24 protein-coding genes and 1 tRNA gene are annotated in these 25508 nt (G+C 55.7%); 14 read left to right on the forward strand and 11 right to left on the reverse strand.

The features are described 5' to 3' along the window. Positions 1-84 precede the first annotated feature (84 nt). From KSP9073_RS12220 to KSP9073_RS12240, 5 genes are all read left to right on the forward strand, one after another. The gene (locus KSP9073_RS12220; protein ID WP_243409229.1) at positions 85-864 is read left to right on the forward strand and encodes a ProQ/FINO family protein; all 780 of its coding nucleotides are present in this window, start codon (positions 85-87) and stop codon (positions 862-864) included. A gap of 380 nt (positions 865-1244) precedes the next feature. Continuing rightward, complete coding sequence (locus tag KSP9073_RS12225) at positions 1245-2402, forward strand: porin (RefSeq protein WP_108843225.1); 1158 nt, start codon at positions 1245-1247, stop codon at positions 2400-2402. A 321-nt stretch (positions 2403-2723) separates the two neighbouring features. Then, positions 2724-2957 (forward strand): DUF1656 domain-containing protein, encoded by a 234-nt coding sequence (locus KSP9073_RS12230; RefSeq protein ID WP_243409230.1) that lies wholly within the window; start codon positions 2724-2726, stop codon positions 2955-2957. A gap of 13 nt (positions 2958-2970) precedes the next feature. Next, a complete protein-coding gene (locus KSP9073_RS12235) occupies positions 2971-3948 on the forward strand; it encodes an efflux RND transporter periplasmic adaptor subunit (protein WP_108843226.1) in 978 nt (325 codons plus the stop codon). 2 nt (positions 3949-3950) lie between these two features. Then, complete coding sequence (locus tag KSP9073_RS12240; protein ID WP_108843227.1) at positions 3951-6047, forward strand: FUSC family protein; 2097 nt, start codon at positions 3951-3953, stop codon at positions 6045-6047. Between the two features lie 259 nt (positions 6048-6306). Here KSP9073_RS12240 and KSP9073_RS12245 read toward each other — a convergent pair whose 3' ends face one another. Further along, complete coding sequence (locus tag KSP9073_RS12245) at positions 6307-6696, reverse strand: hypothetical protein (RefSeq protein WP_108843228.1); 390 nt, start codon at positions 6694-6696, stop codon at positions 6307-6309. A gap of 380 nt (positions 6697-7076) precedes the next feature. Between KSP9073_RS12245 and KSP9073_RS17510 the strand changes: the two genes are divergently transcribed. Together KSP9073_RS17510 and KSP9073_RS12255 are read left to right on the forward strand one after the other, a co-directional pair. Then, entirely contained in the window at positions 7077-7442 is a 366-nt protein-coding gene (locus KSP9073_RS17510; RefSeq protein ID WP_133241021.1) for a hypothetical protein, read from the forward strand. Between the two features lie 59 nt (positions 7443-7501). After that, the gene (locus KSP9073_RS12255) at positions 7502-8083 is read left to right on the forward strand and encodes a gamma-glutamylcyclotransferase (protein ID WP_108843230.1); all 582 of its coding nucleotides are present in this window, start codon (positions 7502-7504) and stop codon (positions 8081-8083) included. 109 nt (positions 8084-8192) lie between these two features. Here KSP9073_RS12255 and KSP9073_RS12260 read toward each other — a convergent pair whose 3' ends face one another. Further along, positions 8193-9599, reverse strand: coding sequence for a methyl-accepting chemotaxis protein (locus tag KSP9073_RS12260; RefSeq protein WP_108843231.1), 1407 nt, complete (start codon positions 9597-9599; stop codon positions 8193-8195). A gap of 183 nt (positions 9600-9782) precedes the next feature. Here KSP9073_RS12260 and KSP9073_RS12265 point away from each other — a divergent pair, with 183 nt between their 5' ends. Next, a complete protein-coding gene (locus tag KSP9073_RS12265; protein ID WP_108843232.1) occupies positions 9783-12107 on the forward strand; it encodes a putative bifunctional diguanylate cyclase/phosphodiesterase in 2325 nt (774 codons plus the stop codon). Between the two features lie 173 nt (positions 12108-12280). Here KSP9073_RS12265 and KSP9073_RS12270 read toward each other — a convergent pair whose 3' ends face one another. Continuing rightward, positions 12281-13390: an S-(hydroxymethyl)glutathione dehydrogenase/class III alcohol dehydrogenase gene (locus KSP9073_RS12270; RefSeq protein ID WP_108843233.1), complete on the reverse strand. Its 1110-nt coding sequence runs from the start codon at positions 13388-13390 to the stop codon at positions 12281-12283. Between the two features lie 46 nt (positions 13391-13436). Next, positions 13437-13712 carry a formaldehyde-responsive transcriptional repressor FrmR gene (gene frmR / locus KSP9073_RS12275; RefSeq protein WP_108843234.1) on the reverse strand — a complete coding sequence of 92 codons (276 nt, stop codon included), beginning with the start codon at positions 13710-13712 and terminating at the stop codon, positions 13437-13439. A gap of 335 nt (positions 13713-14047) precedes the next feature. Between frmR and KSP9073_RS12280 the strand changes: the two genes are divergently transcribed. Beyond that, positions 14048-15247, forward strand: coding sequence for a saccharopine dehydrogenase family protein (locus KSP9073_RS12280; protein ID WP_108843235.1), 1200 nt, complete (start codon positions 14048-14050; stop codon positions 15245-15247). A 6-nt stretch (positions 15248-15253) separates the two neighbouring features. Next, the gene (nspC, locus tag KSP9073_RS12285) at positions 15254-16411 is read left to right on the forward strand and encodes a carboxynorspermidine decarboxylase (RefSeq protein WP_108843236.1); all 1158 of its coding nucleotides are present in this window, start codon (positions 15254-15256) and stop codon (positions 16409-16411) included. 90 nt (positions 16412-16501) lie between these two features. On the opposite strand, the gene KSP9073_RS12290 is transcribed toward nspC, so the two are convergent. Then, positions 16502-17692 carry a CynX/NimT family MFS transporter gene (locus KSP9073_RS12290; protein WP_108843237.1) on the reverse strand — a complete coding sequence of 397 codons (1191 nt, stop codon included), beginning with the start codon at positions 17690-17692 and terminating at the stop codon, positions 16502-16504. Positions 17693-18020: 328 nt separating this feature from the next. Here KSP9073_RS12290 and KSP9073_RS12295 point away from each other — a divergent pair, with 328 nt between their 5' ends. Next, positions 18021-19259 carry an MFS transporter gene (locus KSP9073_RS12295; protein ID WP_108843422.1) on the forward strand — a complete coding sequence of 413 codons (1239 nt, stop codon included), beginning with the start codon at positions 18021-18023 and terminating at the stop codon, positions 19257-19259. Positions 19260-19291: 32 nt separating this feature from the next. On the opposite strand, the gene KSP9073_RS12300 is transcribed toward KSP9073_RS12295, so the two are convergent. After that, positions 19292-19897, reverse strand: coding sequence for an HAD family hydrolase (locus tag KSP9073_RS12300; protein ID WP_108843238.1), 606 nt, complete (start codon positions 19895-19897; stop codon positions 19292-19294). Between the two features lie 146 nt (positions 19898-20043). Between KSP9073_RS12300 and KSP9073_RS17690 the strand changes: the two genes are divergently transcribed. Together KSP9073_RS17690 and KSP9073_RS12310 are read left to right on the forward strand one after the other, a co-directional pair. Next, positions 20044-20436 (forward strand): hypothetical protein, encoded by a 393-nt coding sequence (locus KSP9073_RS17690; RefSeq protein WP_207771466.1) that lies wholly within the window; start codon positions 20044-20046, stop codon positions 20434-20436. Positions 20437-20585: 149 nt separating this feature from the next. Next, positions 20586-21083, forward strand: coding sequence for a GNAT family N-acetyltransferase (locus KSP9073_RS12310; RefSeq protein WP_108843239.1), 498 nt, complete (start codon positions 20586-20588; stop codon positions 21081-21083). A gap of 364 nt (positions 21084-21447) precedes the next feature. Here the strand turns inward: KSP9073_RS12310 and KSP9073_RS12315 are convergent, their stop codons facing one another. The 4 genes from KSP9073_RS12315 to KSP9073_RS12330 form a co-directional block, all read right to left on the reverse strand. Further along, positions 21448-22089, reverse strand: a complete 642-nt coding sequence (locus KSP9073_RS12315) for an SLATT domain-containing protein (RefSeq protein ID WP_207771467.1) — start codon at positions 22087-22089, stop codon at positions 21448-21450. A 55-nt stretch (positions 22090-22144) separates the two neighbouring features. Next, complete coding sequence (locus KSP9073_RS12320) at positions 22145-23128, reverse strand: hypothetical protein (RefSeq protein WP_108843241.1); 984 nt, start codon at positions 23126-23128, stop codon at positions 22145-22147. Next, positions 23106-23720: a hypothetical protein gene (locus KSP9073_RS17520; RefSeq protein ID WP_165814247.1), complete on the reverse strand. Its 615-nt coding sequence runs from the start codon at positions 23718-23720 to the stop codon at positions 23106-23108. Before KSP9073_RS17520 ends, KSP9073_RS12320 begins: the two co-directional genes overlap by 23 nt. Positions 23721-24320: 600 nt before the next feature. Beyond that, on the reverse strand, positions 24321-24752 hold the full coding sequence (locus KSP9073_RS12330) for a carboxymuconolactone decarboxylase family protein (protein ID WP_108843243.1): 432 nt from the start codon (positions 24750-24752) through the stop codon (positions 24321-24323). A 155-nt stretch (positions 24753-24907) separates the two neighbouring features. On the opposite strand from KSP9073_RS12330, the gene KSP9073_RS12335 reads away from it, so the two are divergent. Beyond that, complete coding sequence (locus tag KSP9073_RS12335) at positions 24908-25330, forward strand: GNAT family acetyltransferase (protein WP_108843244.1); 423 nt, start codon at positions 24908-24910, stop codon at positions 25328-25330. Between the two features lie 33 nt (positions 25331-25363). Here KSP9073_RS12335 and KSP9073_RS12340 read toward each other — a convergent pair. Next, positions 25364-25440, reverse strand: a tRNA-Arg gene (locus KSP9073_RS12340). Positions 25441-25508: the final 68 nt, after the last annotated feature.

Genomic DNA, 25508 nt, shown 5'->3' on the forward strand with positions numbered 1-25508 from the left:
TGCTGGCTGCAGGTCCCATAAAATAATGTATGGTTCGATGGTGTCGAAGACAGACACCATCATGAAAAGGCTTGGGAGATGGGCGTGAGCGATCGTTTAGATGAAGTGTTCAGCACGCTTGAGCAGCAGGCAGGCGATCTGAAAGCGCGTCTGGAAAGTGCAGGAGCCCGGATTCGGGAGCTTGAAAGCACCAATCGGGAACTGATGGCTCGCCTGACACGCATTCAGCAGATGTCGGGTGCCGACCCTGAGCCCCCGTCTGCGCAGCCTGAACTGACGGAGAGCCCTTCAGAGAGCGTTGCCATGACTGCCGAGGGGGCAGAAGCCGGCAGTACGGAAGCGCCCGATAGTGATGTCTCTCGTTTACCCATCTCCGAGTTGACAGCAGAACCCGACGCCTTGTCGCCGGCGCCAGATGAATCAACCCCGCCTACAGAGCAGAACATGTCCGAAGTTGTTGAAACCGCACCGATTGAGCCTGCCCAGGAAGAGATCTCTCCTCAGGCGCTTCTCAAGCAGTGGTATCGTCGCTATCCCAAAACCTTTTTCGAGCGTCATACCCGACCGCTGGCCATCGGGATTCACGAGGCCCTTTCGGCTCGCGAACCTTACAATGAAAAGCTGATTCGCCGGGCGCTGGCGGGCTATGTCAACCTGCCGCGTTATCTCAAGTCGGTGCGGGTGAATGCCGCACGTATCGACCTGGAAGGCCAGGAGGCCGGCCGGGTTGAAGAAGAAGATGCCCAGCATGCAAAGGAGCAGCTCAAGCGCCTGCAGGATCGTCAGCAGGAGCGAGAGGCCGAAAAGCAAAAGCGCAGATTGGCACAAAAGATGTCCGAGCTGGCCCATCTGCATCAGCGTTAAATAAAACAATGGAAGACATTAATCGTTACGCTGCAAACTAAGTGGCACGTGTTTTGCCAATAAAACTTTGTATGATGTAACGCTTTGATGTTTTTTGTTTTTACCAAAAAGAGCGCCCCTAAAGGGCGCTCTTTTTTTGATTACACAAAAGAAGATGTCATATAAAAGTAATGGTTTTATCCCAAGATACCGGCCTGAGAGCGGCGTTCTAGTCCAATAGTAAAAAGAACGGAAACGCTGTTTTTTTCTTGTTGCGTTAGTGAAAACGCCGTTATAAGGTAGCCCGGCGAGCAACAAACAATAAAAGCTCGAACGCCACCGGCGTCGGGCATCTGCCACGGCAGACAATCGAACAGTTAGCCAGTTAAGGAAAAACCAAGATGAAAAAGACGCTCTTAGCGACTGCGATTGCCGGTGCGCTCGGCACGATGGCGGCTGGTGCCCAGGCGGCCACGGTTTACAATCAGGACGGTTCCAAACTGGACGTTTACGGTAACGTTCAGCTGGGCTGGCGTAATGTTAAAGGTGTTCAGGATGATGGCACCGTTCATGGCGATGATGACCTTTTCGACAACGGTTCTACTGTCGGGTTCCGTGGCGAACACATTATTAATCCGGACCTGACCGGCTACTTCCGCGCCGAATTTGAATTTAATGCCGATCAACAAAAAGGTTATTACGCTGCTGGCGGCTCCAACTCTAATGGTTCCGGCCTGTCCAAGGGTGACCAGGCTTATCTTGGTCTGACTGGCGACTTCGGTGATGTTCGCATCGGTTCCTGGGATGATCTGTTGAATGACTGGATTCAGGATCCTGTCTCCAACAACGAATACTTCAGTAACACCACCAGTGGTAGTGATATTGGCGGCTCCACTTACCGCGAAGCCAACAAGATTACTTACACTTCACCGATTACTGGTGGTCTGCAGTTCGCAGTCGGTACTCGTTACTACGGCGATGCTGAAGATACTCAAGAGTTTCAAAACAACGTCAGGGATCGTGCAGGTCTGACCGGGCAGTTCCAGACCAAGGACGGTGGTAATGCCGCCCTGTTCGGTGGTCTGCGCTACATGGTCGGTGATTGGACCTTGGCTGCAGTCTATGACGATCTGAGAAATTTTGAGTATGTCGAAGCTAACGGTGATGACCATGACTACGGTCAGCAGTTTGGTTTGAATGCGACCTGGCAGATGAGTGATGACCTGCGCGTAGCTGCCAAATGGGAACAGGTACACGGCGAGTGGGAAGATGATGCCAACGCGAATCGCTATGGTATTGGTGCCCGCTACAGCTATGGCTCAGGCGATCTTTACGGTTCCTATCAGTACGTTGATGCCGAGCGTAATGCTGTTGCCCTTATCGATCCGGACTCCTTCGCCGGTGTCGATCAGGGTAGCGACAAGAGCTACAATGAGTTCATTCTTGGCGCGACCTATAACCTGAGCAGCCAGATGTATGTATGGCTCGAAGGCGCCAAGTATGACCGTGAAGAGAATGTTGGTGATGGTTTCGGTACCGGTATCGCCTACAGCTTCTAAGCACCTGTCCTGATCGTCCTCGTGACGCTTGCGACATATAATGAGCCGGCCTCCTTTGGGAGGCCGGCTTTTTTGATGCCGATTATCAGGCGCTGTACGCTCCATTTAAATGAGCGAGAGTAAGGAGGCGTGCCTTTTTCTGCGATGCCTTCACAAGGCATGACGCGTACAATGCCGCGGTTGCTGACCGGTTTGTTCGACAGGAACGGGGTTTTCAACAGCGCCGGGTCAGCGGTACTGCACTATGCTTTGGGCACTTCATTACCGATATTGACGGTGATTCCGCCATCATGAGCACTGCTTTCATGACGAAGGCCCTTGATGGAACAGAAACAGGAGAAGGGCGTGTTACTGCGTGAACTTTCCATTGGCGGTGTCTTCATCAGTCCGATGCTGCTGTTTGCGCTGGTGTCTCTGGTGATTTCGGCGTTGCTGCGAACCATGATGCACAAGGCAGGTCTGACACGCTGGGTGTGGCAGGAGGCGTGGTTTGACGTCAGTCTGTTCGTGATTGTGCTGGCCGTGGTGACCTACCTTTCAAGTCATGTGTTGTAGAAGCGAAACCTGAATGCGCACGATTATTAGAGTTTTCATTACGCTGGTGCTGGCCGCCATTGCCATCGCGCTGGGTATCTGGCTATGGCAGTACTATATGTATACGCCCTGGACGCGCGACGCCCGTGTTCGCGCCGATATCGTCACCATCGCCCCCGATGTCTCGGGCTGGGTGATGGATCTCGATGCCCATGATAATCAACAGGTGAAGGCCGGCGACGTACTCTTTACCGTCAATCACGAGCGCTATGAGGCGGCCGTTCGTCAGGCCGAGGCGACGCTTGCCAATCGAGAGTACTCGTACCAGCTCAGCGAGCATGAGTATGAGCGCCGCCGCAATCTGGGCAGCAACGCCATCAGTACCGAAGATCGCGAAACCGCGCGGCTCAATGCACAAATCGCGAAAGCACAGCGTGACCTGGCAAAGGCGCAGCTCGACAGTGCCCGCATTGACCTTGAGCGTAGCGTGGTGACCTCACCGGTGGACGGCTCTGTCATTAATTTGCATCTGCGTCAGGGCAATTATGTCAGCCAGGGCAATGCGCAGATGTCGATCGTGCGCAATGGATCCTTCTACATCACGGCTTATTTCGAGGAGACCAAGATCCCCTCGATCGATATCGGTGATGGTGCCAGTGTCTGGCTGATGGGCGGTGATCAGGAAATGCATGGCCACGTGGTGAGTATTGGCCGCGGGATCGCCAATACCAACACCACGCCCGATGGGCAGCTTCTGCCGCAGGTGCAGCAGACCTTTACCTGGGTGCGCCTGTCCCAGCGAATTCCCGTGGATATTGCCATCGATCATATTCCCGATGGCGTTTATCTGAGTTCTGGCATGACCGCCAGTGTGCGCATTGATGACCCGCGTCAGAAGGATGACGGTGTTGATGGTGTACGCCCGCACGGTATGGGCAACGCCGGCGAGCAGGCCCGTGATCCTGATATCCCGCCGGCGGTGACCAGTGACGCCGAGCAGCGGGATCCCTGATCATGGCTCTTGGCCCCTGGGCGCGCGTTTACCTGACGCCGGACATCAATACCCTCAAGTTTGCGACCAAGGGTCTGGTGGCCATGACCCTGTCGCTTTATCTCGCCATGGAAATGCAGCTGGACCGGCCCTATTGGGCGCTGATCTCTGCAGTCTTCCTGCAGATTCGCCCCCAGAGTGGACTGGTCATCGAGAAGGGCTTTTGCCAGATCGGCGGTACCGTGATCGGTGGGGGTATCGGGATTTTGATCATGGCGCTGAGCATGCAGATGCCGGCCATGGCACTGATGCTTTTGATGATCTGGATCTTTATCTGTGCCACCTCCTCGGCACTGACCCGTAACTTCAACCTGACCTATGGCTTTGCGATGGGGGCGGCCACGGCCATCCTTGTCGTGGTGCTGACCATTGTGAACAACAATTCAAGTCAGGGCGTTTTTGATATTGCCGTCGCGCGCGTCAGCGAGATCGTGCTGGGGGCGACCTGTGCCACGCTGGTCAGCATGCTGCTGTGGCCCAATCGGGTCCGAAACATCATTTATAGCCATGCCAATACGGTGATTGACCAGACGTTCAAGGCGCTCGTCATGCATCTTGACGCCAGTGTCTCGATGGGTGATGCCCGTGCGCAGATCATGTCTGCGCTGGAGCAGGCATTGACGCTCAACAATGACAGCAGTGCCGTAGTCTATGAAGGGCCGCACGGCCCGGGGCGTGCCCGGGCGGCCTACCTTCTGTCGCAGCGGGCACTGTCCATGATGGCTGAAATGCAGACCTACGCACGCCTGGTGCGCGAGCACCCGACGCTTTCCAGCGAGGCGTTCGAAGAAGCCCTCAAGGACATTCGTGACACCATGGAGCGGGTCCGTTCGCGTCAGACCTATAGCGAGCGCAAGCGCGAAATCAATGGTCTTCGGCAGCGTATCCAGAAGGCCGAGCTGCACCGTCATGGCACACCGCTGGCAAGACGCATGGCGCAGGGCCTGATGATGCTGCTGGGCTATGCCAGCGTCATGGTCGAGGCGCATCACGCCATCAATGATGCCGAAAATACGCGACTCAAAGCGCCACGACTGTCACGTCATCGTGACTATATGCCGGCGCTGACCATCGGCATTCGATCCAGCCTTTTGTTTGCCATCGGCTCAATCATTTATGTCGCGACCCAGTGGGGCTCCGGGGTGCTGATGATGGTCATGCCCGTGATTTTTGGCACCATGTTTGCCTCCTTTCCCTCGCCAACGGTCATGCTGGGCAAGGTCATGAAGGGAGGGGCTGTCGGGGCCGTGGCCGCTCTGGTATTTGGCAATGTTCTGCTGGCACAGGCACCCCATGAATATCTCATGCTGATCATGGTCTTCGGCGCGCCGCTATTTCTGGGTTTGATGGCGCTCAACAATCGCGCGGTGCTGGCCAATGGCCTTGGCTTTTGCATCATTTATACCATCCTGACCATGCCCAGTAATAACATGACCTTTAATATCAGCAGTTTCATGGACCGCACGCTGGCCATCGCTCTGGGGCTGACCATCCTCTATACCGTTTTCCGGGTCATCCCTTCTCCCAATGCACTGGTGCTGCGCCGGCGTGTCATCCGTGCCATTACCGATGACATGAACCAGCTCTGGGCGCGTTCCTGCAGGCATTCGCGAGAACGGGCAGCCGACTGGTTCAACGGGCGCATGGTGGAGCGGGTCCAGCGTTTGGCCAACTTTGACAGCCAGTTGCCGGAAGACCAGCGCTATTTGCTGGATCTGGGCATGACCGGCCTGAATCTGGGACACCTGATTCTGGCCAACTACCGCCGAGTGGTCAGTCTGGATGATACGTCATCGACCCGTGAAGCCCTGAAACAGTGGCAGATGGCGCTTGCCCATGCCTATCAGGCCTGTGCCTGGGGAGATTTCGACGAGCGCTTCACCGACGCCAGTCAGGCGCTGCTGAGCCAGCTACGCGCCTCCGGTGAGATGGAAGAAGAACAGATCGAACTGGTCGAGGGCATGATCAAGCGTCTGGACATCACGCTGCATCGCTTTGCAAAAATGAGCAGCAGTCGGGATCAACGCGACATCGACAACGTATTGCAGCAGCCGGCGTAAGGGTTGCCGTGAGCCATGACGGTCTCGGGCGGCGCACTATCGTGCACCGCCTTTTTAATACGTGACCTTTAATCCGTCAGCACTTCGAGGATATCTCGGAAATTACCGTATGGTGCTGGAACGCCGGGCAGGCTCCGCGGTAAAAGGCGTAGTTTCTAGGCCGCGCTGAATGCAAAAAGGGGCCGATTGTGATCGGCCCCTTTGATGCTTTTGACGTGCCAAAAATAGGGGGTGTTACCTGATCCGAACCGGTCAGGGTTTACAGGTCATCCGGGTCACGGCTTTCCAGATCCGGGCGAGTGCGCTGTGGGTCGACGTGATCACCGCCTTCGGGCTCTTCAAAATCAAGCGCCTTGATGTTGGCCTCAATCCCTTCTTCGTCGGCTTCGGTCACCTCCAGCTCGTTCTCAAGCTCGGCTTCCTTTTCATCGAGAAGGCGTTCGTCTTCATCCAGTGCACCGGTCTCTGTCAGATCGGCGTACTCGTCATTTTCATCGGGCAATACGGAGGCATTTTCCGTGGAGCCCGTGCCGTCATTGATATCTTCCAGATCCCGCGTCCATGCATCCGTTTCCGAGGTGGCGGCGGTCACCTCGCCGCTGTCACGTGCAGGGCGCTCATCAGTGGGGCCCTTCTTTTGCTCGTCCATGAGTACTCTCCATCATTGTCAGGGGATGATTAACATCCATTGCCCTGAGTCTAGAACATTGCAGACCATTACCCCTCGTTGATGTGGTGGCTCGTGTCCTTTACTTCAACGCCTTCTTCCAGATGAGCCCGGTGCCCGGGCCAATCAATTTCATCGATGCCTGGCCAGACGAGGCCTTCAAGTATCTGATGCAGGGCAAAAGCCACCGCGATAGCGGCCAGTGGCCATACGCTGCGAAGGCGATTCTGAGCGATGCAGATGGATGATGGTCGTTGAAGCAAAAGCAGACGCAAGGGTGTCCTTTAACGGGCTCGGAAGATGATGATTTAGCTCCGGCCGTTTAGAATAGTCATTCTTATCGGGCACTTGAGGAAAAAACCATGGACGACCTTTCTACTACAGGCGTGGTTGTTGCAGGCGTCGTTGTGCTTGAAGGAGAGCATATCGTGGCGGCTGGCTGCGATGAGCAGACTGCGATGGCTAGCGTCCCGCAGGCTTGGCAGGCCAGTCCTCTACTGCAATGTGTACCGGCCTCCATGAAGCTGGTGCGACAAGTACAAAAACGCGGTAGCGTGCCCTATGTGGTCGTTGAGGGCATGCTTTGTACCATTGACGATGTTGATGCCCTTCTGGAGCCCGATGACGCCACTGAAGCACCCGGCCATCCTGAGGTGGAACAGCTTCTTTCGCGCACGGGTGCACTGGTGGCAGACAATGATGAGGAGGAGGTCGAAAGCACTGGCTGACCATGAGGCCTGCGTAGCTTTAACCCTTGACTGCCCACTTTCAATGTCGTGATGTATCCATGTCTGAGACACCAATGCCTGCGACCTCCTGCATCCGCACAGATGAGTCCGATGCGCCGCTGTGGCTGTTTGGCTACGGCTCGCTAATCTACAAGACCGGTTTTGCCTTCAAGGCGCGTCGACCTGCCAGCATCAGGGGATGGGCGCGTCGTTTCTGGCAGGGCTCACATGACCATCGCGGTACGCTTGAATGGCCGGGCCGGGTGGCCACCCTTGTGCCGCGGGAAGATGCCGTTTGTCATGGCATGGCCTACCTGATTACGCCTGATGTGCTCGAAGGACTCGATGTCCGGGAAAAAAACGGTTATATGCGTGTTGTGACCGATCTTTATTTTGATGATGGCAAGCGCAGTGAAGCACTGGTTTACATGGCCACCGAAGGCAACGAAGCCTGGCTCGGGGAAGCCTCTGCACTGGAAATTGCCCAACAGATTTCGACGGCGGTCGGCCCCAGCGGTCCCAATCGCGACTATCTGCTGATGCTGGCGGATTCGATACGCGATATGGGCCATGACGATGCACATGTAGAGGCTATCGAACAGGCGCTACTGGCACTGGAGGCGGGTGTAGATCGATCATGATCCGTGACGATATGCCCGCCTGCAAAAATGACCGCATCAGCGGTCCTTTTTACTGCAGGCTGTATCTTTCATGGCAACAGGCGTTCAGGCGTTTCCGAGGCTCCTCCCGCTAGAAGGTTTCCCACTCATCCCCATCACTGGTAACACGTGTACTGTGCGCTGGCGCCGTGGGGGCAGGGGCCTTTGTCGACGACGGTGCAGACTGTCTGGCGACAGGCGCGGCAGGTTTGTCAGTGTCGGTCGCCTCCAGGGCTCCGGTCACCTGCCTGATGGGGTGTGCAGACTCTGCTGTATGAACGTTGGAGGGCTTGGTTGCGGGCTGCTGGACAGGCTCTTCGGGAAGTACAAAGAGATCAACCGAATCACGCAGTGCGTGCGCCTGACGTTCCAGCTCGCTGGCCGCCTGAGCTGCGTTTTGCACCAGTTCGGCGTTTTGCTGCGTCACCTGATCGATCTGTGAGATGGCCTGGTTGACCTGAGTGATACCGCTGCTTTGTTCCTGTGATGCCGAAGCAATCTCACTGATGATGCCGGTAGCGCGCTGGACGGACTCGACAATGCCCTGCATGGTCGTGCTGGCCTGCTCCACCAGGGTCGAGCCACTGTTGACCCGTTTGAGAGAATTATCGATCAGCTCGCGGATATCGCCGGCCGCGCTGGCCGAGCGACCCGCCAGTGCCCGTACTTCACCAGCCACGACGGCAAATCCCTTGCCCTGCTCGCCGGCACGCGCAGCCTCGACAGAGGCATTGAGCGCCAGAATGTTGGTCTGAAAGGCAATCGAGTCGATGAGGGCAATGATATCGCCCATCTGCTGTGAACTCTGACTGATCCCTTCCATGGTCTGCTGTACTTCGACAATGACCTCGCCGCCGCGCTGCGCCTGATGTGACGCTTCCTGGGCCAATTGGCTGGCCTGGCGTGAGTTTTCGGCATTTTGTGACACGGTGGCCGTCAGCTCTTCCATGCTGGCCGCCGTCTGCTCGAGCGAGGCAGCCTGCTGCTCGGTACGGGCGGACAAATCGGTGTTGTCGCGGGCAATCAGGCGCGCATTGTCATTAATTCGGTGGCTGCCCTGGCGCACGGTATTGACCGTATGAGAGAGGCTGCGCTGGGTGCTGGACAAGGCATTGAAGAGTCGACCGATTTCGTTGTCACCGCGCTGTTCGGCGGCCATTGAAAGATCGCCTTTCGACATGCGTTCAAAGTGGGTAACGAGTCGCTTGAGCGGATTGATGACGTTGACAGTTACCCCCCACATCACCACGGCACTGACGAGGATCGCCATCACAATGGCCAGCACCATGATCGTTCGCAGCACCTGCGCCGTGGTTTCAAAATCGGCTCGTAACTGACCGTTGCGACTGCCTTCCTCGGCCATAAGCTGCAACAGGGTGGACTGGCTATAATGAAGACCGTACAACCCGAGGGCGCTGACCCCCATGATCAATGCCACGAAAACGGCAATCACCAGTGTCCAGCTTGTTTTGACGGTCATGTCATCGATCAGCTTCATGTTCGCTCTACACCCTTTTTTGCAGTCGGGAGGGGTTGCCTGATGATGCCGTCTTATCGGCCAGGTCTGATAAACCTTAAGCCAATGGAATTTATGTTATGGGATAATGTGTGAGGTCACTTCAGGAAAATGCATTAAGGCCGTTATCAACGAAGCAGGCTCCAAAAAGATGATGGACCAACCATGACCGTATCCTACGACCGCAAGGGTGCCCCCTTACAACAGTTGCTGCGCAGCGCAGCGCATGCCACTGACTGTGCCCTCAGCATTTTTTATGGCACCTGTGGTGACGTCATGGCCGGTTACGGAAGTGGCCTGACAGGTTCTTTATCGCGCGACAATATCGCTTTGCTGTGTCATTTGATTGACAGCAGCGGTGAAGGATATCTGTGTCTCGAGGATGTTCGTCGCACCGAGGCCCCTGTGTCGGACCTGCCCTGGCCGGAAGGCATTGCCTTTGCAGCACTGACCGTCGTGCGCTCGGGACGCGATGAGTTGCTGGGCCTGCTGATGGTCTGTGACGTGCGTCTACGGCGAGGGTTGAGTACGGCGCAGTGCTATGTGCTGCATACGCACGCCGCCCAGCTTGGCCGTCATCATGACTGTCAGCAGATCCGTGAACCGATCGATATTGTGAATACCAGCGGGCGTGAACGCCTCAGGCTGTTGGAATCGGTCGTGGTCCATGCCAACGACGCCATCCTGATTACCGAAGCCGAGCCGTTCGGCCTGCCCGGACCGCGCATCGTCTACTGCAACGCCGCCTTCACTCGTACGACCGGTTATAGCGAAGCCGAGGTGCTGGGCAAGACCCCGCGCATTTTGCAAAACGGGAAGACCGACCGCGCTACGCTGGACCGCCTTAGAGCAGCACTGGAAAAGTGGCAGCCCGTGGAAGTCGAGCTTTTGAATTCCCGCCGCGACGGCAGTGAGTTCTGGGTCGAGGTCAGTATTGTGCCGGTGGCCAATGAGAAGGGATGGTTCACCCACTGGATCTCGGTGCAGCGTGACATCAGTGAGCGCAAGCGCGCCGAGGCGATAGAGAAGCAGGCCCGTCGGGCGCAGGCGGAAAACATGGCGCTGGAGGCAAGGTTGCTGGAGCGTCAGCGCATTGAGCAGGAGCTGTCCTGGGCGGCGACCCATGACAACCTGACCGAGCTTTATAATCGGGCCTGGATCATGGGTCGGCTACGCGAGCTGCTTTCAAGAACGCCACCGTCGCAGCCTGAAGCCGCGGTACTGTTCATGGATCTGGATCGCTTCAAGCTCGTTAATGACAGTCTCGGTCATCGCGCCGGCGATCAGCTGTTAACGGAGATGGCGCGCCGGCTCGAATCCTGTCTGCGCAGCGTTGATACCCTGGCCCGTGTCGGCGGGGACGAATTCGTGGTGCTGATCGAGGATGTCTCGCCGGGGCGGGCAGCCGGTGAGGTGGCCCATCGCATCGCTCAGTGTCTGCAAAAGCCCTTCAGAATTCAGGGGCAGAATATTTTTTCTTCCAGCAGCATCGGGATTGTGCTGCTGGAGGCGCATTACCACACGCCCGAAGAGCTGCTGCGTGATGCCGACACCGCCATGTATGTGGCCAAGGAAGAGGGGGTCGGGCGCTACGTCTTTTTTACGCCTTCCATGCGTGCAAGCGTGGTCGAGACGCTGGCGCTGCAAAATGACCTGCGTCATGCCATGAAACGTGATGAGTTCACGCTGTGCTATCAGCCCATACATGAACCGCATTCGCGCTCGATCAGGGGCATCGAGGCCCTGTTGACCTGGCAGCACCCCGAGCGCGGTCGTGTGGCACCGGAAGTCTTTATCGGCATGGCCGAAGAGCTTGGTATCCTGCGAGACATCGGTCACTGGGTCGTGCATGAGGCCTGTCAGCAGCTGGCGATCTGGCGTCGGACGCATCCCGAGGCCTGTGACCAGCTGACGCTGAACATCAATGTCTCGGCCCAGGAGCTCAAGCATCATAGTTTCAAGAGTGATCTTGTCTCGGCGCTGGAAAGCAGCGGGGTGCCTGCGCATCTATTGCAGCTTGAAATCAACGAAGGCGTTTTTCGCCACCACCCCGATATCATCGGTCAGATTTTGCATGATATTCGCGCACTGGACGTGAGCATCGTGCTGGATGACTTCGGCACCGGCTATTCGGCGTTGAGCTATATCGATCAGTACGAGATTGACGCCATCAAGGTGGATCGAGCCTTTGTGCTGCGCATGGTCCTTCACAAGCGCTCCATGGCCATCATGCAAAGTCTGTTGTGGCTCGGCAAAACCCTTGAACTGGACATCGTGGCAGAGGGTGTTGAAACCCTGGAGCAGTTACAGATGCTGCAGCGTCTCGGGTGTCCGCTGGCGCAGGGATATTTTCTCTCTCGCCCGATGACCCCGGATCAGATTGATCTGCTGCTGGCAAAACGTGACTCGGTGCCTGCCGGAGCTCGCTCGGCATTGCCACGTCTGACGCCCTGGTCTATGCCCGACGCTGATGCGGGCGGCTGTGCCTGATCAACGACCCATACATGAACTGATCGTCGTCAGCGGTGAACGGAGCGCCGGGTTGGCATGCGCTGCTGATGCAGTACGTTGATGCAGCAGGTCATGCATAAAAGGGGCGGGACAGCATCTTCGCTGTCCCGCCCCTTCATGATGACCAGTGGCGCCCGCGCACTGGCGCTCGATCAGTAGTGGATGACCGTGCGGATCGATTTACCGTCATGCATCAGATCAAAGGCTTCATTGATCTGTTCCAGCGGCATGGTATGCGTGACGAAGGGATCAAGATCGATCCTGCCGCCCAGATAGTCATTGACCATGCCCGGCAGCTGCGAGCGACCCTTGACGCCGCCAAAGGCGGAGCCTTTCCAGACCCGGCCGGTCACCAGCTGGAAGGGACGGGTGCTGATCTCCTTGCCGGCGCCTGCCACGCCAATGATGATGCTCTCGCCCCAGCCCTTGTGACAGCACTCCAGCGCCGAGCGCATGACATCGACGTTGCCGATGCACTCAAAGCTGAAGTCCACGCCGCCATCGGTCATCTCGACGATCACTTCCTGGATCGGACGATCATGATCCTTAGGGTTGATGAAGTCGGTAGCGCCCATGGAGCGGGCCAGCTCGAACTTGTCCGGATTGGTGTCGATGGCCAGGATGCGTGAGGCCTTCGCCTGCACCGCTCCCTGAATGGCCGCAAGCCCGATACCGCCGAGACCGAAGATGGCAACGGTATCACCTTCCTTGACCTTCGCAGTGTTGTGCACAGCACCGATACCTGTGGTCACGCCACAGCCCAACAGACACACCTTTTCCAGCGGCGCCTCTTCGTTGATCACGGCCAGTGACACTTCGGCAACGACCGTGTACTCACTGAAGGTACTGGTGCCCATGTAGTGATAGATGGGCTCACCATTATAGGAAAAGCGCGTGGTGCCATCCGGCATCAGGCCCTTGCCCTGAGTGGCGCGAACGGCCGAGCACAGATTGGTCTTGCCGGAACGGCAGAACTTGCACTCGCCGCATTCGGCAGTGTAAAGCGGGATGACGTGATCGCCCGGCTTGACGCTGGTCACGCCTTCACCGACGGCCTCGACGATACCGCCGCCCTCATGGCCCAGTACGGCCGGGAAGATACCTTCCGGGTCTTCACCGGAGAGCGTGAAAGCATCCGTGTGGCAGACACCGGTATGCGTAATGCGCACCAGGACTTCACCCTTGCGGGGCGGTTCAACGTCAATTTCCACGATTTCGAGCGGTTTGCCCGGCCCAAAGGCGACAGCAGCACGTGATTTCAAGTGACTCTCCTTGAGGTTGCGAAGGGCCCGAGTCGCGGGCCACAGGCTATTTCAGATAGGAACGGATCAGTGATGCCGTCTCATCGACGCGAGCGGTACGCTCCTCGTCGCTGGCGGCGGCGTCGCCAAAGGTCTCACGGATGTGCGTTTCCATCATCTCCGACATCAGGCCGTTGATGGCACCGCGCATGGCCGCGATCTGTTGCAGAATCGGGGCGCACTCGGCGCCGGCTTCCAGCTGACGTTCCAGCGCCTCACACTGGCCTCGAATGCGACGCACCCGGGTAAGAACACGCTTTTTTGCAGCGGGAGAATGCGGCATGACAACGTCTCTATATACTATACCCCAGTATGGTAAAGACATTTCGAAGCGGATGCATCCCCTCATTGGTGACAGCCGGGCCTCCTTGACTTGATGACGGCGCCAGCCCCTCTGGTGCCCATCTGTCCTCACATATTAATGTAAAAACACTTGAGACCGGCGGCCGGCAAGGCCATCATCGGCGCCTTCTTGCCGCAATGCCTTTTGGGCAGGTGAGACCACGACCGGGGTGGCATCGGGTCGGGGTGTGCTGAATCTTTCCTGGTGAAAAGTTGGTTGCCCACTACCGATAAGACCCTTACCACTGTTGACTTTCCCGATCTGGAATTGACTCCATGAACAAGGTTCTGATTATTGGCGCCGGTGGCGTCGGTGGGGTTGTAACCCACAAGTGTGCACAACATCCTGAAGTGTTTGGCGAGGTCTGTCTGGCCAGTCGCAACGAAGAAAAGTGCAAGTCGATTGCCGATCAGCTGTCGCGTCCCATTCAGACCGCGCAGGTCGACGCCGATGACGTTGAGGCCCTGGTCGCGCTGATTGAATCCTTCAAGCCGGATATCCTGATCCATGTGGCGCTGCCCTATCAGGATCTGACCATCATGGAAGCCTGCCTGCGTACCGGCGTGCCCTATCTGGACACGGCCAACTACGAGCATCCCGATGAGGCGAAGTTCGAGTACAAGGAGCAGTGGGCCTTCCAGGACCGTTATGCCAAGGCCGGCAACATGGCCACGCTCGGCTGCGGTTTCGATCCGGGCATGACCAACATCTACTGCGCCTATGGCCAGAAGAACCTGTTTGACGAGATCCACCGCATCGACATTCTCGATGCCAATGGCGGCGACCACGGCTATCCGTTTGCCACCAACTTCAACCCGGAGATCAACATTCGCGAAATCACCGCGAACGGTCGCTACTGGGAGAAGGGCGAATGGGTCGAAACGGCGCCGCTGTCGGAAAAGCGTACCTTTGATTTCGACGGCATCGGTGAAAAGGATCTTTACCTGCTCTATCACGAAGAGCTGGAATCACTGGCGCAAAACATCAAGGGCATCGAGCGTATTCGCTTCTGGATGACCTTTTCCGATAAGTACCTGACGCATCTCAAGGTGCTGGAAAACGTCGGCATGACCAGCATCGAACCGATCAACGTCAACGGCTGTGAGATCTCGCCGCTGCAGTTTTTGAAGTCCGTTCTGCCGGACCCGGCATCGCTTGGCCCGCGCACGAAAGGCAAGACCAACATTGGCGTCATCCTCGACGGCATCAAGGATGGCAAGCGTCGCAAGGTGTATATCTACAACATCTGCGATCACGAGAAGTGCTACGCCGAAGTGCAGTCCCAGGCGATCTCGTTCACGACCGGCGTCCCGGCAGTGACCGGTGCCATGCTGATGCTGGAAGGGCTCTGGAAGGGCGATGGCGTGTTCAACGTCGAGCAGCTCGATCCGAATCCCTTTATGGAACGCATTGGCGACATGGGCCTGCCCTGGCAGATGGTCGAGCTCGACCCCGACCATGACCCGCTGGGCTGAGCATTGATGAACGATCACCGTATCGACTTCGACATCCATGCCTGCCCGTCACCGGCCTATGTGGTCGATGACGCGCTGCTCAAACGCAATCTCGAGCGTCTGGGGCAGGTACAAAAGGACAGCGGAGCGAAAATCCTTCTGGCGCTGAAGGGCTTTGCCCTGTGGGACAGCTTCCCGCTGGTGCGCCAGTATCTGGTCGGCACGACGGCCAGCGGTCAGGATGAAGCGCGTCTGGGGGCCGAGACCTTTGGCGGCGAGGTGCATGTCTACTCGCCGGCCTTTACCGAAGCCGAGATGACGGAAGTCCTGCGCTATGCCGATCATCTGAGTTTCAACTCGCCCGGTCAGTGGCGGCGTCATCGCGATACCGTCACGGCAGCACCGCGGCGCATCTCCTGTGGACTGCGGGTGAACCCCGAGCATTCCACCGGGGCAGTAGCGCTCTATGATCCCTGTGCCGCCGGCTCACGGCTGGGCACCCGCGCACGGGACATTGGACCAAATGATCTCGACGGTCTTGAAGGGCTTCACTTTCACACCCTGTGTGAGCAGAACAGTGATGCGCTCGAAGAGACGCTGGCCGCGTTCGAGATGAGGTTCGGTCAGTATCTGAGTGAAATGCGCTGGGTCAACTTCGGCGGTGGGCATCACATCACGCGTGACGATTACGATGTGGCGCGGCTGGTGCGCGTGATTCGTGATTTCCGCGCGCGCTATCCGCATCTGGAAGTCTATCTGGAACCAGGTGAAGCCATTGCGCTCAATACCGGCTATCTGGTGGCGACCGTACTGGATATCGTCGATAACAACGGCTCGATCGCGATTCTCGACACCTCTGCCACGGCCCATATGCCGGACGTGCTGGAGATGCCGTACCGTCCCGAGATCATTGGTGGCGCGCTCCCGGGTGACAAGGCGCATACCTATCGGCTGGGTGGCATGACCTGTCTGGCCGGTGACGTGATCGGCGATTACGCCTTTGACGCACCGCTCGAGGTTGGCGACCGGCTGGTGTTCACTGACATGGCGCATTACACCATGGTCAAGACCACCACCTTCAACGGCATCCGCCTGCCCTCGATCTGCCGGGTCGATGAAACAAGCCGCGAGATTCGAACGGTCAGGACCTTCGGCTATATCGACTACATGCAGCGCTTGAGCTGATCAGGCCCATGTCATGGCAAGACCAGACGCCCCGCATCAGCGGGGCGTTTTTTATGGAATGTGGTTATCCTTGAGTGGGGCGACAATAGCTCAGTCGGGCTGTCGGACCAGACGATTGCGACCGGCACCCAGCGCCACGATCATGGCGGCCAGCCCGATCAGGCCCAGCAGGATGCCGACCACGTCCCAGCCGCCGGACCAGTCATGCAGAAGCCCCACCAGCAGCGGGCCGAAGGCGGCCAGCACGTAGCCAAATCCCTGCGCCATGCCGGACAGTTCGGAAGCGGTGTCGGCATCCGGGGCGCGCAGCGCAAGAAGCGTCAACGCCATGCTGAACGTGCCGCCCTGGCCCAGCCCCAGAATCACGATCCACAGCCACAGGCTGTCGGTCGATGCATACAGACAGCCCGCCAGGCCGCACAGGGTAAGCATCATCACCCCGATCAATACCGCACGCTGATCCTTCATGCGTCCGCCGATCAGCGGCGCCACAATGGCGGTGATCACCTGACACAGAATCGAAACCGACAGCGCAAGGCCGGCTGTGACCGGTGCCACGCCGCGGTCCTGCAAAATGGTCGGCAGCCAGCCAAATACCGTATAGGCCAACGACGACTGCAGCCCCATGAACAGCGTGACCTGCCAGGCCAGACCGCTGCGATACAGCGAGTGGCCGCCCCGGGGGCGCATTCGAACGGTATGGCCGATGCGAATCTGGGGAATCCAGATCAGCGCGGCAATTACGGCCGGCACCAGCCAAAAGGCCAGCGATGGCTGCCATTGATCACCAAAGGCCTGACGCAGCGGCTCGGTAGCCCCGGCCGCCATTGAGGCGCCCAGGTTGAGCGCGACGGTATAAAGCCCGGTCATGAGGCTGACCCGGGTCGGGAAGTCGCGCTTGACGATGCCCGGCAGCAGGACGTTCATGATGCCGATGCAGGCCCCGGCCAGTGCCGTAAACACGAAAAGCCCCAGCATACCGCTGAAGGGACGTACCAGCAGCGTCACGGCCAGCAGGATCAAAATGATGAAGATGGTGCGTTCAGGGCCAATACGCCGCGACATTTTGGGCGCCAGCGGCGCGGCCAGTCCGAGGCAAACCACCGGCAGGGTGGTCAGAACGCCCTGGGCGGCCGGCGACAGCGACAGCCCGGCGGCGATATTTTTAAGGACAGGGGAGACACTGGTCAGCGCCGGTCTCAGATTGATGGCCACCAGCAAAAGCCCGACCAGCGCCAGGGCCGCCTGATACCCCTTTTTTGTATAGCTCACCGATGACATGCCACGACATTCCCTGTTGAACCAAAAAAAGTGCCCCATTCTGGGGCAGTGCGTCGCGTCAGGATAGCGTTTGTGCGACCGGTCGTCGCAGTCAAATGCCTGTTCCTGCCCCATTGTTGTGCGCATCGGCCATGCCGCCGATCTCCATGCAGCCATATTCAACCCGGCCACGGACAATGCTGGCAGTCATCAAGTCAGCGCGTCGCGACGTCGAGGGTTTCGTTATTATCCGGGGCTTTTGATCAAGGATTCTGGAGCTTTGATGATAGCCGACTCCGAGGTACTACTTTAGTCTATGCGGCATCTCAATGATCAATGGATGTCTCACATGACAACAAATGACTTGCACGATTCGCCTCCGCCGGGCGCATCGCGAGGCGCCTGGCGCGCTGTTTTCTCGTTAACGCTGGGCGTATTCAGCCTGGTGATGGCCGAGTTTCTACCGGCCAGTCTGCTGACGCCAATGGCGAACTCGCTGGCGATCAGCGAGGGCCAAGCGGGGCAGGCCGTCACGGTGACGGCGGTGGTGGCACTGATTTCAGGTCTTTTGGTGGCCTCCGTCACCCAGCGGCTCGACCGTCGCCACGTGCTGCTGGCGTTTTCGCTACTGATGATTGCCGCCAATCTGCTGGTCGCCTACTCGCCGGATCTGATCTTGCTGCTGGCCGGGCGGGTGCTGTTGGGCGTGGCGCTGGGTGGATTCTGGGCGCTCTCCGCCGCTACCGTGATGCGACTGGTCTCGGAGCATGACGTGCCCCGCGCACTGTCGATACTGTTTGCCGGTGTCCCCATTGCCACCATCAGTGCCGCGGCACTGGGCAGCTATCTCGGTGAGCTGGTCGGCTGGCGTAACGTGTTTCTGCTCACGACGGCGATATCGGTGCTGACGCTGATCTTCCAGTACGCCACATTGCCGCGCATGACGCCGGAGCGACCCTCACCGCTCGGTACGCTGGTGAGCGTGATGAAACGACCGGGCATGATGGTCGGCATCGTGGCCGTTCTGCTCGTGTTCTGTGGCCATTTCACCTTCTTTACCTATGTCCGTCCGTTTCTTGAGGGCGTGTCGCACATGGGCATCAATGCGCTGTCATCGACCCTGCTGGCGTTCGGGGTGGCAAACTTCTTCGGGACGCTGGCCGCGGGGTACCTGCTCGAGCGCAGCCTGCGTATGACGCTGCTGCTGATGCCGTTGATCATGGGCTCGCTGGGCTGGTTGCTGGCGACGCTGGGCGGCTTCTCGACGGGGACTGATGCGCTCATGGTCGCGCTGTGGGGCTTCGCCTTTGGCGCCGTGCCGGTGGCCTGGTCGACCTGGATCACTCGTGTTGTGCCGGATGAAGCCGAAAGCGGCGGTGGCTTGATCGTCGCATCGATCCAGCTGGCCATCGCCCTGGGGGCGGCCGCGGGGGGGGTTGTCTTCGGGATCGGCGGTGTGCTCACCGTCTGCGCCACGGCCGGCACGATGCTATTGGCCGGCGCGGCGCTGGTGGTGGCCGGGGTGCGCACGCAATCGGTGGACACCGCCTTCGAGGCCTGTGACGCCGAGCGTTCGGCCTGCAGCTGAGTTCCTGCCCGGCTACCTGTATGCCGGCCGCGTCATGACTCGCGCAGCGCGGCCATCAACGCATGACAGTCCGCCAGATGATGGTCGGTAGCCTCGGGGCATGAGTTCTCCGGCACATTGACCAGCACGGTACGGGTGCCTGCTGCGCGCCCGCACTGCATGTCCAGCGGACTGTCGCCCACCATCACGACCTCCGAGGGCGCCACGCCCCAGTGGCTAATGAAGTGTTCCAGCCCACCCGGATGCGGTTTGGGGGACGCATCCTCCCGACCCAGAACGTCGACACGCTCAAAGCACCGGGCAAGGCCGATGACCTCCAGCGTGACATGCGCCAGCTCGCGGGCATTGCGAGTCAGGATGCCCAGCCGATAATCCCGTTCACAGAGTTCGCGTATCAGGGCCACCGCACCTTCTGCCGGGGTAGAGCGTGCGGCCAGCTCGCGTTCGTGTTCCATCAACCAGGCATGGCTGTCCCGGCGCTGCGCCTCGGGCAGTGACTCGAGATACTCGAGAATATCGCGGTCATCCGGCACCTCAAGCTCACGACGAATGAACTGAAAGTCATGAATGCCCACGGTCAGCGTGCCATCCATGTCGAATACCCAATGCCGGCAATCGTTGAGAGAAGCGAGGGTCATGAAACACCAATGGTCAGGGGGGTGATGTCATGGTGGCACGCCGGCGCAATATTGGCAGGGTCGTCTTGAAGATTTCTTTCATTAGAGAGACAGTCGCAGGGCAGATCATCATTGAGACAACCCCTGCCATGTGAAAGGAGGCTTCGATGAACCTTGCCCAAAAACTACTGCTGACCAGTGGCCTGCTGCTGGCGGCAGCGTCCGGACCGGCGCTCGCTGCTGATAACCCCGCGGATTGCAGCCAGTTAAACGGCGCACCGGGAAAAGACGGCCACACCGGCACGGCGGACTGTCCGCAGGGTGGCCATGGCGGTGACGGCATGGCCGGTAAAAACGGCGTTGATGGCAGCAACGGCGGTAACGGTGGCGCTGGCGGCAAGGGCGGTGCCGGTGGCAGAGGAGGAGATGGTGGTGACGGCGGCGCAGGCGGCGCTGGTGGCAAGGGCGGTGATGGCGGCGACGGTGGTGATGGCGGTGCCGGTAGCAACGGCATCGACGGACAGGATGGCCTTGATGGCGCCGATGGACAGGATGGGTAGGCTGAAGCCACCTGCGCGAATGAAGGTCAGATCAGAACCAATATTCTGTGCAGGTGACTGATCATAAAGGGGCTATTGAAAATTCTGGTATCGTTGGCACCCATTAGCGCCACCTGGCACCTTCTTCGGGCCGAGGCACAAGGAGCCATATGACCTCTGATCGTCCCAGTATCAGTATCCAGACTTATGAAGAAAGGCACGCGCCAGCACTAAGAGCGTTTTCACTGCCGAGTGAGCAAAAGCGCTATACCGACCTGCCGGCCACGCTTCTGGACAACATGGCAGAACATCGTGAAGACCACTTCATGGTGATTTTGAAAGATGAACAGCCGGTCGGCTTTTTTGCCCTCAAGCACGACCCCACCCACCTGAGCCCGTACCGAAAACATGAAGCGATCGTATTGGCGGCGCTCTCCGTGAATGCTTCCGAGCAGGGCAAGGGATATGCCGGGCAGGGAATGATCCTGTTGAAAGACTACGTCGAAAGGCAGTGGCCGCAGATCAAAAGCATTGTGCTCGGGGTCAACGTCAAAAATAGAGCGGCCCAGGCCCTTTACGAGAAAACAGGATTTGAAGACACGGGCAGAACCATCATGGGAGAGATGGGGCAGCAGAAGGTGTTTGAATTGTGGTGTGGAGAGGATTGAGTCAGGCGCTGGTTTTTCTGTTTAGCAAATGGCCTCTCGAAGCTGCGGTTATATCTCCCGATAAGATTCTTTTTGGCTCCCAATAAACTGTTTTTTATAGATTTTTAAATCTGTTGGAAGGTCGGTATACCACTATGTATACCACAGCCTCTGTAAATTAAGAAGCTTTGTACTGTTAGGTTATTAATATCACTTGAGCTACTGGCTCGCCCTGATGCTCCAATGAACTACCTATAGGTAGTATCTATATCGCGGTTAACTACAGAGATATGATTAAACAATATTGTTGTAGTATGCGTATTCCAAAAGATCGGTAGCTGTTCCTGATCCACAAGTTATTTATATTTTTTTGATGCAAGTCATCTTATAAGTATTTGGTTAACACCTTTGTGATCCCTATCATATCTGTAATGAAAACAACTTCTATCGATAGAAGGAAAATCGGAACTATAAATGGGAAACCTCTTTGAATATTTGCCTGCAAAAAAATTTTAAATTTAGGCAGGCCGCAAAAAAAGTAATCTCTATTCATTTCTAGGGTGGCAAGCCCGTAATCACTTCTAATATGATTCTCTGTGTCAGTAACGATGTCTGAGTAGCGCTCTTGATATGCGGCTAGATCATCGTTTGAAAAAACAATTTTAGTTTCTTTGTCTTTGTCAATCGATCTAATTAATTCTTTAAGTTTGTCACCGCATTCAGTAAGCGTCTCTGCTCTTACTTCAAATCGAGATGTTCCTATTACTACAGAATAAACCAGTACTGATACAGCTAAGAATACTTGCATCATATTTAAAACGTCTGGCGTGAACGATAACGATACGCCTGCACTTTGGATTAAAGGGATAAATATTAAGCCTAAAGACAAGGAAGTAGTTGTAAAAAAGGCAAAAGCCCCTTGTCTTTGAAGACGAACTGCGGCGTTATATCTGCATTTGGCCGTAACCCTCATACTCATCTGTAGCTTTTCAGCCGCTGTTTTTACGGTTCTTTCTCTTTCTTTCAAACAAAACAGCCATTTAAGAAAAGTTTTGCAATATCCCATAATGGTTTTGCCTAAATTAAGTTAAGTCTAAATTGTTTAGAGAATAAATTATTGTGTTGTGCACATCGTTAACTGCGTTCGGTCTTTTTTCAAACAAAATACCTATATTTTTTCTAAATTCTTCTACGTTTTTCAAACCTTTCAATAATGCTGTATTGGCCAATCCTTGGCATCTTGAAACACTAAACTTTGTTATATTTTCATATAGTTCTAAGGTGTTTTTTTCAAAATCCATAATTCTAAAGCCTGAATGTACTGAGTCGTTCCGGAGGTTTCTAATACTGTCAATATCTTTGACCAACTTTTTTGCCCAAAAAGAATAATCCTTATGGGCTTCAAGCTTTTGAATCGTGTTTGCTGTTACATCTTTTCTATATTTCCCATTTGGGAAACCTAAGAACCACCTGACCATGCCGACGATATTATCGTTAACGGATTTTTTAAGAAGCGCCTCAAGAGCAAACCAGTTAAATAATATTCTAAGTTGTTTGTTGCTTTCATAGTTGCTTTTTCTCGACCAGTGTAGCGATCGGGAATACCTCTGGCTAAGGTCGTTATCTAACGATAGTAAATAGTTTATCCAGTCATAGCTTCGTATACTGTTTCTTTGAATCAAAAACCCCATTGCTCCCTCGAATCCCTCTTTCTCAAGTGGGAATGTTTCCCCAGTGTCCATATTCTTTATAAGTCCAATGCTGGAGGTTTTTAATTTCGATATAGATGTTTCAACTGCTTTTAGATCTAGAATCTCGTTAAATATATTTTCAGCGCTGTTGAGTGCTTCTTGAATATTTTTAGATGTTAAGCACGTGGCAACTCTGGCGCTAAACATGTATTGTTCGTAATCTAGGCCATGGCTTTTCGCGGACTTTTTAAAAGTATCAACTTCGAAAGGGAAATCATTTCCATGGGGTCTAATTTCAACAGTACCATAAACAGATGTTTCTGATACTGAAATGCTATATTTGTCAAGCAATTTAATGATTAAGAAGTTGGTCATTTTGATAAGGAAGAGCTTTGATAAGTCGTGGAATAAGAAGTTTTTTAATTTCGGATTTTTGATTAGCTGATTTTAAATCTAATTTATTTTTTCGGAGGTGTCTGGAAAAATAAAAAGCTATTGGTTCGCTTTTGAATTTTATGCAAGATTCTAAAATAAATGAAAGGCGCTCATTTCCTACTTTATTAGATAGGATGTATTCGCAGCATGATTCGGCCCCCTCCTTGTAATTAAGTGCAAAAAATAACTGCAATCTATACCAAATTATTTCGAGTTCTGGATAGTTGAGAGATATTAGCTTTTCTTCGTATATAGATGCTTCTTTTTTACTAAAAGTTCTTATTGATAGCTCATATCCTGTTTTTAAAGTATAAACGTGATCGGGTTTTAATGTATGAAGCTCTTTAAAAAAATAGTTGGCCTCAATATATCTTTCTTTGGCAAGCAAGGCATTTATCAAATCTCTTAATCTTTTAATGTATTTTTTATTTTTTCTTGGCGTATCTCTGTATTTTTTTTCGATTAATTCCAAGGTGCACCTATAGAGTTGTAAGCAATGCGAAAAATATTTTTGTAAGGTTGAGGCTTCCAAGTCGGAAGATGCTCTCTACGCGCTATCGACTCCCCGCCCCGCCTGCGCGCTAAATGGGTCGGTTTTATTGCACCCTTGCAAGGGGCGCCGGACCGCGCCAGTACTGGGACACGCGGCGGTTTTATGACGTCTAAAAACCTTGCGTTTCCTTGCATTTCACACCTACGACACAGGGTGGTGTGGGGTCAAAAGACGGCTCTGTGATACATGTTGCCGCGCGGACCTGAAAGCGGGTGCCTCTTGCGGTACTCGGGAGGCTCTACAGGTCTTTTCAGCACAATATTCGAGTGCGCTGATTAAGTAAAGTTGTGTAACGGAAAGTGAGGCAAAAGCAGCATCCATCACGAACCTCTTTCGCTCGCCAGAATGAAATGATCACGCCTCGATTACGCGCTTCTTGGCCGCCACTCTTTAGTGTTTTACCGGGAACAAGTAAGCCGCCTGTGGCGCGGCTTCCAGCGAGGTGTTCTCGGTCGTTTTCAGGTTCTTGTAGCAACCTTCCTCACCGTTTTAGCGCTTGTTGAGGGTGATCTGGCCATCATCGCGCCGGGTTTGGTGATCCTTTCCTCTGGAAAGCGATGGGGTTTGTGGCTCGTCCCTCTACTGACGCATGCCGATCGCCAGTCGATTGAAGGCGCTCATCAGTGACACGGCAAAGGTCAGGTCGCTGATCTCAATGTCCGAGAAATGCGCTTTCAACGGCTCGAAGTCCTCATCGGGGGCATGCGTCTTTGCCACATTGACCAGCGACTCCGCCCATGTCAGCGCCGCTCTTTCACGATCATCAAAGCGAGTGCTGACGCGCCATCCCGAGAGGCTGTCCAGTTTGGCATCACACACGCCTTTGGCACGCAGGGCACTGGCGTGCATTTCCAGGCAAAAGGCACAGCCGTTGATCTGCGATACCCGCAAATACACAAGCTCGATCAGCTCCTGTCCGAGACTGCTGCTGTTCAGCGCTTTTTTGGTAGCGCTCAGCCCTTTATAGGCTTCCGGTGAAAGAGTGGGGTAGGGCAGACGAAGGGTGCTCATGGATTGGCTCCGGCGTGAAAGAAGAAATATCTTTCAAAGCTAATACGAAATGTTGGCCCGAAGGCAATGTTTGCGTTGTGATTTGGCGGTTGCAGTGTCTGCACTTTGAGAGGATGGGGTGGGGGCAGCAGGGATGAACAAACAAGGGGATAGACATGCAGATTCGAACCTTCATGCCCGAGGATCAGGCGGCAGTCATCGACCTCTGGCAGCGCTGCGGGCTGACGCGCCCATGGAACAATCCTGCCCTGAATATCGAGCGCAAATGCAGTGAAGACCCGGCGCTGTTTTTGGTCGGTACCGATGAAAACGGTCGTGTGATGGCGTCAGCGATGGTGGGGTTTGACGGTCACCGCGGCTGGCTCTATTACCTGGCGGTCGATCCCGACGCGCGTCGACGCGGTCATGGCCGTGTTTTGATCAAGCAGGCAGAAAAGCTTTTGATCGAACGGGGGTGTCCGAAAATCATGCTGATGGTGCGCCGCGGTCAGCCGGAGCTGGAGGCGTATTATGAATCGATGGGCTTTGCGGAAAACGAGGTCGTGACGATGGGCAAGCGACTGATCGAGGACGATTAGACGTGCGATTATTGCGATAGGAAGGGAAAGCGCTGGCGCCCCCGTCAGGATTCGAACCTGAGACCTTCCCCTTAGGAGGGGGACGCTCTATCCAGCTGAGCTACGGGGGCGAAGCGGGCGTCATTATAGGGATTTCCCGCGTATAGTGAAACCCTGACGCATCAACGCCGCCAATCGA

The organism is Kushneria phyllosphaerae, from assembly GCF_900312995.1.
GTDB lineage: Bacteria > Pseudomonadota > Gammaproteobacteria > Pseudomonadales > Halomonadaceae > Kushneria > Kushneria phyllosphaerae.